8 protein-coding genes and 1 pseudogene are annotated in these 7,526 nt (G+C 59.5%); 2 read left to right on the plus strand and 7 right to left on the minus strand.

Features of this window, described 5'->3' with window-relative positions:
* The 5 genes and pseudogenes from NKH49_RS34170 to NKH49_RS34190 all read right to left on the minus strand — a co-directional run.
* Window positions 1-231, minus strand: a pseudogene (locus NKH49_RS34170) (adenylate/guanylate cyclase domain-containing protein); the annotation flags it as partial.
* A 789-nt stretch (window positions 232-1,020) separates the two neighbouring features.
* Window positions 1,021-1,236, minus strand: a complete 216-nt coding sequence (locus NKH49_RS34175; RefSeq protein ID WP_352473169.1) for a hypothetical protein — start codon at window positions 1,234-1,236, stop codon at window positions 1,021-1,023.
* Window positions 1,237-1,738: 502 nt separating this feature from the next.
* Window positions 1,739-2,053: a DUF4062 domain-containing protein gene (locus tag NKH49_RS34180; RefSeq protein WP_352473198.1), complete on the minus strand. Its 315-nt coding sequence runs from the start codon at window positions 2,051-2,053 to the stop codon at window positions 1,739-1,741.
* The gene (locus NKH49_RS34185; protein ID WP_352473170.1) at window positions 2,049-2,204 is read right to left on the minus strand and encodes a DUF4062 domain-containing protein; all 156 of its coding nucleotides are present in this window, start codon (window positions 2,202-2,204) and stop codon (window positions 2,049-2,051) included. The genes NKH49_RS34180 and NKH49_RS34185 overlap by 5 nt, the downstream gene beginning before the upstream one ends.
* A 210-nt stretch (window positions 2,205-2,414) precedes the next feature.
* Window positions 2,415-3,086, minus strand: coding sequence for a Crp/Fnr family transcriptional regulator (locus NKH49_RS34190; protein ID WP_029356805.1), 672 nt, complete (start codon window positions 3,084-3,086; stop codon window positions 2,415-2,417).
* 224 nt (window positions 3,087-3,310) lie between these two features.
* Here NKH49_RS34190 and NKH49_RS34195 point away from each other — a divergent pair, with 224 nt between their 5' ends.
* Window positions 3,311-3,472, plus strand: coding sequence for a hypothetical protein (locus NKH49_RS34195; protein ID WP_167522729.1), 162 nt, complete (start codon window positions 3,311-3,313; stop codon window positions 3,470-3,472).
* A gap of 271 nt (window positions 3,473-3,743) precedes the next feature.
* Here the strand turns inward: NKH49_RS34195 and NKH49_RS34200 are convergent, their stop codons facing one another.
* On the minus strand, window positions 3,744-3,869 hold the full coding sequence (locus NKH49_RS34200; RefSeq protein ID WP_352473171.1) for a hypothetical protein: 126 nt from the start codon (window positions 3,867-3,869) through the stop codon (window positions 3,744-3,746).
* A gap of 841 nt (window positions 3,870-4,710) precedes the next feature.
* Complete coding sequence (locus NKH49_RS34205; RefSeq protein WP_352930052.1) at window positions 4,711-5,148, minus strand: hypothetical protein; 438 nt, start codon at window positions 5,146-5,148, stop codon at window positions 4,711-4,713.
* Between the two features lie 580 nt (window positions 5,149-5,728).
* Here NKH49_RS34205 and NKH49_RS34210 point away from each other — a divergent pair.
* Window positions 5,729-6,445 (plus strand): pentapeptide repeat-containing protein, encoded by a 717-nt coding sequence (locus NKH49_RS34210; protein ID WP_352456374.1) that lies wholly within the window; start codon window positions 5,729-5,731, stop codon window positions 6,443-6,445.
* Window positions 6,446-7,526: the final 1,081 nt, after the last annotated feature.

Raw genomic sequence — 7,526 nt, forward strand, 5'->3', positions numbered from 1 at the left:
GATCGCCATCGCCGAGGCCACCGCGTTGACGACGCTCGCGAACTCACACAGCATGCCGTCGCCGGTGAGCTTGACGATCCGACCCCGGTGCTCGGAGACCAGCGGTTCGAGGAGGTCCTTGCGGTAGATCTTCAGCCGCTCGAGCGTGCCGCGCTCGTCGCGCTCCGTCAGGCGCGAATAGCCGACCACGTCGCACACCATGATCGCTGCGAGGTGGCGCTGCGTGTTCATTGCACCGCTCGGCCAAGCGCCTGCACGCGGGCCGCCCCGCGTCCATGTCCTGCCAACTTCCTGACTCCCCGTGTGCATGGTATCCGTCTCTCCCAGTCGCCGCCCGTCGCCGATAGAGAACGGAAAACGCAGCTCGACCTTGCCTTCACGAGATTTCGCTATCCCGCTTGCGAGGCGTGGAGCATTCCAGTCGCCGCGCTAACAGCCAACCGGCGACACGCCCACGCAGCCTCTGGGGACGCTGACACGCCACTCCCAGAAGGCCGGAGATATTTACTGCCCTTGGTAACCGGTTGACGCCACCGTGGCGGTGCTTTTGTCACCGCCATGTAACAGCGAGATGCCTACGAACGTGCGCATCGGGCATCACACCAGACGTCGCGCTTAGAGGTGCTGAGGTCGGAAAGTGGCGCTCTGTGCTCGTTGCCGCCGACCGATTCAAACGGCAGGGCCTAACCCATCTCGGCCATTCGCGGCATGGCCAGAATGACTGAGTTTTACCCTGGTCTTCCTCCCGAAAATCCTGCAGCGAGGCATGGCGCAGATTCGTCCTCGCCGCGGAGATGCTCCACGCGGCCGATCAGCCCAGGCTGGACCCATTGCGTCGCCGGCCGTTTCATCCCGTTTGGCGCGGGCCCAGAATGCTCCTGTACGCGCTCCCAGAGGCGTTCCCGCATCTCCCGGTTCAAGGTGATAAAGGCGCTCCCGACATAGCGGCCTGTGCCACGCTCGGCCATTAGGGCGAAAGCCGGCTTTCCGGGTTCACGCTCGACGCCGAGCAACTCGTATTCATCGATGCTGTAAGCCTTGGTCTTGAGCCAAGCCGTCGAATTGCCGCTCCGGTATTTGCTGTCCTTGCGCCTCGACACCATGCCTTCGAGCCCCGCCTGGTCTATCAGGTGGGAAGATCGCCTTAGCCTCGCCGGGAAGCGCCTGGCTGAATTGGATACGGCCACCGTCCGGGATCATCTCGGCAAGGATCTCGCGGCGGTCCTCCAGCGCCATGTCGCGCAGGTCGTGACCATTGAGATGCAGAAGATCGAAGGCGACGAATAGAGGTCGTGCTGGCGTCGGGTGATGGCTTTCCGCAAGGCTCCGAAGTCAGACAGTCTCGTTCAATACGATCTCACCGTCGATGATGGCGCTTTCCACGTCCAGTTGCCTTTGCGAGGGCGATGCCGATGGCGAAACTGTCCGAAGGCGACACGATCACGATGACTGGCGAGGTGACGCTTGTTCATGATGACGGGACCGTCACGGTTCGGCTTCACGGCTACGACGTTCCGGTGACGACGCTCGGGGAACGCCGCGCCGAAATACCGGACCTCTCCACCGCGTCCGCCCTCGGCAATCGCGACAGCATGCTTGGCTTTCGACACATCGATACCGACGTAAAAAATGTTATCTTGCTCCATGGCTCGTCCTTTCTTCGCTTGGGGCTCGGCTCGGCACTCCCGAGCAACCCCCTTTTGCTTAACAGCTGCAAAGACTAAGGGCGGGCCGCCGCTCAGACCACGGTCATAACGTCTATTAGCCATCGCAACCTTACCCGCCAAATCGTCCTTGTTGCGCCAATATTTGACGAGCTTCTTTTCATACAGCTTTCGGAATCTCTCGAGTTTGGCCTTTTTATCGAACTCGAGCTTTTCCGCGGCCCACGTCTTGCGAGCACCGCCTTCGAGCAAAAACGCCACGGTAGGACGCCTTGGGCGACGGCGTGCTCGTACTCCATCTGGGTGTAGCTCTTACCCCTCAACTCTGAGCCGTACGGCTCTGATGCGATGAGTACGTAGTAGTCGCTGTCATCGATGCGCCGCTTAATTTAATCCCATTGCGTGTCGTCGCTGGCTTGGAATGCCTCCATCCCCACAGGAATATGCCCGAGGGTTAAGAACCGCCTCGATGACCGACCGTCTTTCGTCCACCAAATCGGCATAGGTCGAGCTGACGAAGATTTGGTAGTTAACGTCCATGCGGCTTCACCCTTCGATCCGCCCTTGTAACTCTGCAAGCAGGCTGGGGATAACGTTCCGTGCCCGCATCAAGAAGCCGAGTCATGATTGGGTGAAGCGATCAAAGTCCGATCCGCGCGCTGGCACGCCAGGTTGCCCGATTTGCCGGAAGGAATAATCACTTGCGGCCGAGGAAAGGTGCGGTGCCCCCCGCCGCAGCGACAGCCTTCGCTATTCCTTCTTGTCGACCAGCGCCCGTAGTGCCGAGACGTCATGCAGCAATAACCTGCTGCCGCGCTTTTCGATCAGGCCTCTCTTGGCGAGGTCGCTCATTTCGCGCGAGACCGCTTCCCTGTGCGTGCTCATCGTTGCCGCCAGCTCGGAATGCGTCGGTGCCGGGCTTATGGACACCTCGCCGTCCACGAGTGCGGCTTTCTCCGCCCGATGCAGGAGCTCGACGATCAGCCGTTTTCGCACGACCAGAGTGCTGTATTCGAATACCCGCTCGGTCATGCGCCGGAGCTGGGCAGACAGATGCTCAAGCAGCATCCAGGCAAAAGTCGGGTGGGTCATCACGATATCCCGGAATGCTGTGCCGGACAGCCGTGCAGCGCGAGTTGCCTCCAGTGCGACTACGCTGGCAGAGCGTGCAATCCCGTCAATGCCTCCGAGCTCCCCGAAAATGTCGCCCGGTTCGACATCGCGATACGCTATCTCCCTGCCGTCCGCTGAAACCAGTGTCACGCGAGCCCGTCCTTCCAGCAGGAAGAAGACATCGCGACCAGTGTCGCCGTGGGAAATGATTAGCTCGTTGTGTCGATAGCTGCGCTCGTGCCACCGTTTGGTCAGCGCGGCGAGGTCGGCATCGCAAAGTCTCGAGATGAAGGCCAGAGAGCCTGTCACAACGGTCTCTTGTTCAATCAAGTGTACTTCACCTTATTCCCTATCCAAGGAAATTTGATGGCCGCAGGCCCCGCTTTCCGGGATGCAAACTGGGAGCGGATTTCGCCAATGTTTTTCCCGGTGTGGGAATTCCCACAGCCGAGCCTGGTTCGACTGTCATATCCTTTTTGCAACGTCAGGCCCGCCGGCTCGTGTGCAAGCCGGCGAAGGGAAAGGGAACAGTCATGAAATTCTTGGCTCCCGTCACAAAACTTGCTGCGGGGTTTCGCAAATTCGTCGCGCCGCGCTACCGCCCGGAGCTTTATTACATGCGTGGCCCGGGGCCAGCCACCGCCCGCCGTATGGGCACGCCGCGGCAAAACCAATCCATCGACCACTACGCCTAATTTGCCTCGCGGACGGCTGACGCTCTCGCCCGGAGTGCCGTTCGCGCCGTTCCGTACCGGTCAATTCAGATCAATGAAGGGACGATCTGATCATGGTTATAATTCATGCTGCCGCCATTGGTCCATTTCGCAGGTGGTTACGCCTCCGCGCCGAGCGAAAAGCTCTCCTGTCGGCAACGGACCAGTTGAGCCGTTTACCCGATGACGTCCTTGGCGACATCGGCATCTCACGTGACGAAATCATGTGCGATTTGCGAAGCCGCGCCATCCGTCATGCGGAGGCAGGCGCGGCCGGCACGACGATCGAGCGCACCAGGATCGCTTCGGCCTCGATCCCGAAACGGTTGGCCGCCGGCAGTGGGTACGCCTCGGCCGAGATCCCCTTTGGCTGGTCCACGAGCGCGCGATCGAGCCTTACATTGCGGCTTCGACAAGCAGCGGCGCGCGGACGGGACCTTCGAACGGCACTACACCTGCGACCCCCAAGGACTGAATGTTGACCTACGGGAGCTGGGGAGGATCTCAAAATGATCATGTCAGTTGTTAAGTCCCTCGCGCCTGTGACGCTCGGCACCGTGCTGATCGCAATCAGTCCGGCTTCATTGTCGGCTTCTGACGCTCAGGACCTCGCGTTCGCTCACGCTGACATGCCAATCAAACAGCTGAAAGACGTCTATTTGGATTGCGAGCGGGGAGGCCGCCGGTGCGCTGGGGACGGAAGACGTGATGTACTGTTCGATGCGCGAGTTCCGACTAGGCGCGCGATAGCAGTTTGCGCATAATCTACGATGCATGGCCTTCTGCACCGTGCGACGCGGCCCTCCATCGACCACTTCGAACCATGTTTGGACCGCGCACTTCGCCGATCAGCGCAGTAACCAACCCGCGGAGTTCCGCGAGCGACAGCCTTCAAACGAATCAGTCGGTGGTAGCGTCACGCATAGGGTGAATCACGAACGCGCTCGCCTGCAAACCCCTTCGCCCGGAAATCTGCCCCGGTTACGCGGTTCGCCAGCAGACTGAGAAGGAGCGGCTTCAGCCGATCGCCGATGCTTTTTGTTATCTTTGTGCCTAATGGCAGCTTTGCGCCCCGATTTCGGCCGTTCGACTATATCGTTCGAACTGCCGAAAGCTGTCGGGGCTCCGGCCCTCTCAAACCCTCCGCCGCCGTTGTCGCGCATGTGCCGCATGCCACCTGCCGTGCTTTCAGCGAGCCGACCTTACCTCCAGTCTGGAACCTAGCAGTCGCCCAACTGGTTCAACCTTCCGCCACGGCCGGGCAGGGGACGGCGTGCAAAACGGTAGGCGCGACCTAAGAAACGGTCGCGGTTCGAGTCGGTAGAGAGATACCGCCGATACAGTGCTGTAACCGAGTTCGTTTGCTGACGGGACTTCTTGATCGGCGCAAATAGGTCCGACTCCAACCTCCGCAACCAGTTCCAGCATAAACCACTAATAGTCGCGATCTGATCAAAGCCCGCCGGAAAAAACGGCAAGGCATTTCCCACGGCAGGTTTGGCGAAGCGCGGAAGGGCACTCTGCCGCCCAGAGTAAGCGGCCTGCACGGTGAAGACGAGAGGGACGCTTTTCCAAGCGCGGAGTTCGAATCCCTCCCTCTCCGCCATACGACATTGTTTACCTTGATAAAAATACAGAATAGGTTGCGCGTCCGCCATAAAGCCCGCCAACCGAAAAAGGCGTATTCGCGGCACGTCAGCTTACGACACAAATATGCGGGGTTGATGCTTCGACCTGGGAGATGGCAGAGATCAACTTCGGCTTCGCTAAGCGAAGTCGTGGGGTTCATGCGACAGCGGAATCAGGGTATGCGACGAGCACCCCGTGCCGGGTGAACCTCGCCGTCGGGAAGTACCGATCGGTGCGGAAGCAAGCGGATTCACGCTTGTCGGCAGCGGACGGCGGCGGTGGCGGTCAGCATCCGAGCAGGCTCCCAACTAGCGAGACAAACGTCCAGAGCGGAGGGACTTCGCCACCCTGAACGACCGCTCTCCTCGGCTTAGTCAAGCATACCTACGGAATGATGCGCCTGGCCGGTGACAAATGGATCTCTGCTGGACCGCCGATGATATGGGGAGGCGCTCGCAAATCGCGCCCTACGCGCGGGTTGATCGGTTGATCAACATCAAAGCTTGAATATGAGAAATGCGCTAACTGTGACGGCGGTGGTCACCGTGGCTCGAGTGTCAGCAGATGTGGTAAGGTTGAGTGTCGGCGAGTAGCAGAGGTCCAGCAACAATGACTTTGAGGCGAACCAGAGCTTACGGCGCATCCGGCTTGGTTCTAGCGGTTTGCACTGTGTTTGCTTGGCAGAACGCCACTGCTGCTCACAATTGCGACGCAGCCGCGACGCCTGGCGTCAATTGGCACGAGTGTGACAAGAAGCTTCTCATCCTAGAAGGACAAGACCTGAGCGGGGCGAACCTGTTCGGTGTTGATTTCACTTCGACCGACCTCAGGAACAGCAATCTCCTTGCGGCAAATCTTGAGAAGGCAACGCTTGTGCGTGCTTCCCTGGCCGACTCGACCGCCAAAGGCGCCCGGTTCGACAGAATCGAGGCCTACAGGACCGACTTCAGCCGTATGGACGCGCAGGGCGCTGTGTTTGCGAGCGCGGAAATACAGCGCTCGAATTTCCAGGGCGCCAATCTGACCAATGTTGATTTCACAAAGGCAGAATTGGGGCGTGCGCAGTTCCATGACGCCGATATCAGCGGCAGCCGCTTCTCGTTTGCCAATCTCGCACGGGCGGACTTCCGAGGAGCGACGTTCACCGCGCCGATAGACTTTGACCGCGCCTTTTTCTTTCTAACCCGTATCGAGGGCGTCGATCTTTCCAATTCGGCGGGTCTGTCCCAGTGGCAGCTCAACATGGCTTGCGGAGACGCCCGGACCGAGTTGCCTTCTGGCTTGACGAGGCCTGAAGATTGGCCCTGTCAATTCCAGCAGGAATAGTTGTCTGCAAGCGAACTGTGCAATGCTGCACCCGACAGGATTTGAACCTGTAACTTCTGCCTTCGAGGGCGCAGATCCTTCGCCAAAGTGGCACGTTTCTACGGTATTGCTATTGGCGAAATCGCGGCCGAAGGGTGTTTGTGCCCCTTCCGTTCACCGCTACCGGTTCAATCGAACCGGTAGCTCCTGTCCGAATAAGTGGCAGCAACTCTTGTATCGTCGAGAATGACTACCATCGTCGTGATTATCATTCAGAAGCCTGGCACCAACGCGTCGATCATACTCGCCTCGCAGCACTTGAAATAGGCCGCGGCATCTTGGGGGGCTTAAGCTTTCGTCGGTCAAACGCCTGTCGAATGCATCTAGAGCGTTCATTCAGCAGCTTGGTGAATCCGTTCGACCGGCGTGTACTCGTTTGTCGAAGGTTCAGGAATACAGTCGCAACGGCCTCACTATGTGATCTGGAAGGTCAACTGCTGATCCTCCCGCTCAACTCCTAATGAACCAGCGGATGCCGCGCGAATGGCGCTCCAGGCCGCTACTTGGGCGACGAATGGAGGCATTCACTCACGACCGCTGCGGGTTCTTCGACGACCCGCTGTCTTATGACTTACCTTGCGTAGACACAGCTTGTGAAAACGCGCGATAAGGTCGGCCTGCGCTAGATTCAAAGACGGCCGGGGCATCAGAAGATGGCACACCGAATGTGCAACGCAACGCTTGGCCTCGCGGCACTTGCCATAGCCGCGTGCCAATCGGCTCCTGAAACGTCGCAACCGGCCACTCTCGAACCTGCGCTAGAACCCGGTGCCATTCCTCCCAACGCGGCCGAGCTTGACGATCTTGCCATCAAGCAATGACACGACCTCGGCGGCTACGCGGTGTATGTCCATGCTGATAATACGCACGGTTCCCTCCATCGTTGGTCACGAACAGGGAGCGAGCGGGCAACACGACAAATACGGAGCCGTGCTCGCGGCGCATCCGGGCGAGTCGTAGGGGCGGCCAGATAATGTGCTCGAACTCGCAGTTCATCTGCATACGACGGCCTGCCCGCACTTGCGTGCTCCCGGTGCCCCGT

Source organism: Mesorhizobium sp. M1088 (assembly GCF_040318575.1).
In the GTDB taxonomy this organism is placed as follows: Bacteria; Pseudomonadota; Alphaproteobacteria; order Rhizobiales; family Rhizobiaceae; genus Mesorhizobium.

Coding starts and splice junctions, on each gene's coding strand:
- NKH49_RS34205 (WP_352930052.1), bottom strand. CDS start 5,148: ATGGCGGACGCGCAACCTATTCTGTATTTTTATCAAGGTAAACAATGT.
- NKH49_RS34185 (WP_352473170.1), bottom strand. CDS start 2,204: ATGGACGTTAACTACCAAATCTTCGTCAGCTCGACCTATGCCGATTTG.
- NKH49_RS34195 (WP_167522729.1), top strand. CDS start 3,311: ATGAAATTCTTGGCTCCCGTCACAAAACTTGCTGCGGGGTTTCGCAAA.
- NKH49_RS34210 (WP_352456374.1), top strand. CDS start 5,729: ATGACTTTGAGGCGAACCAGAGCTTACGGCGCATCCGGCTTGGTTCTA.
- NKH49_RS34175 (WP_352473169.1), bottom strand. CDS start 1,236: ATGGCGCTGGAGGACCGCCGCGAGATCCTTGCCGAGATGATCCCGGAC.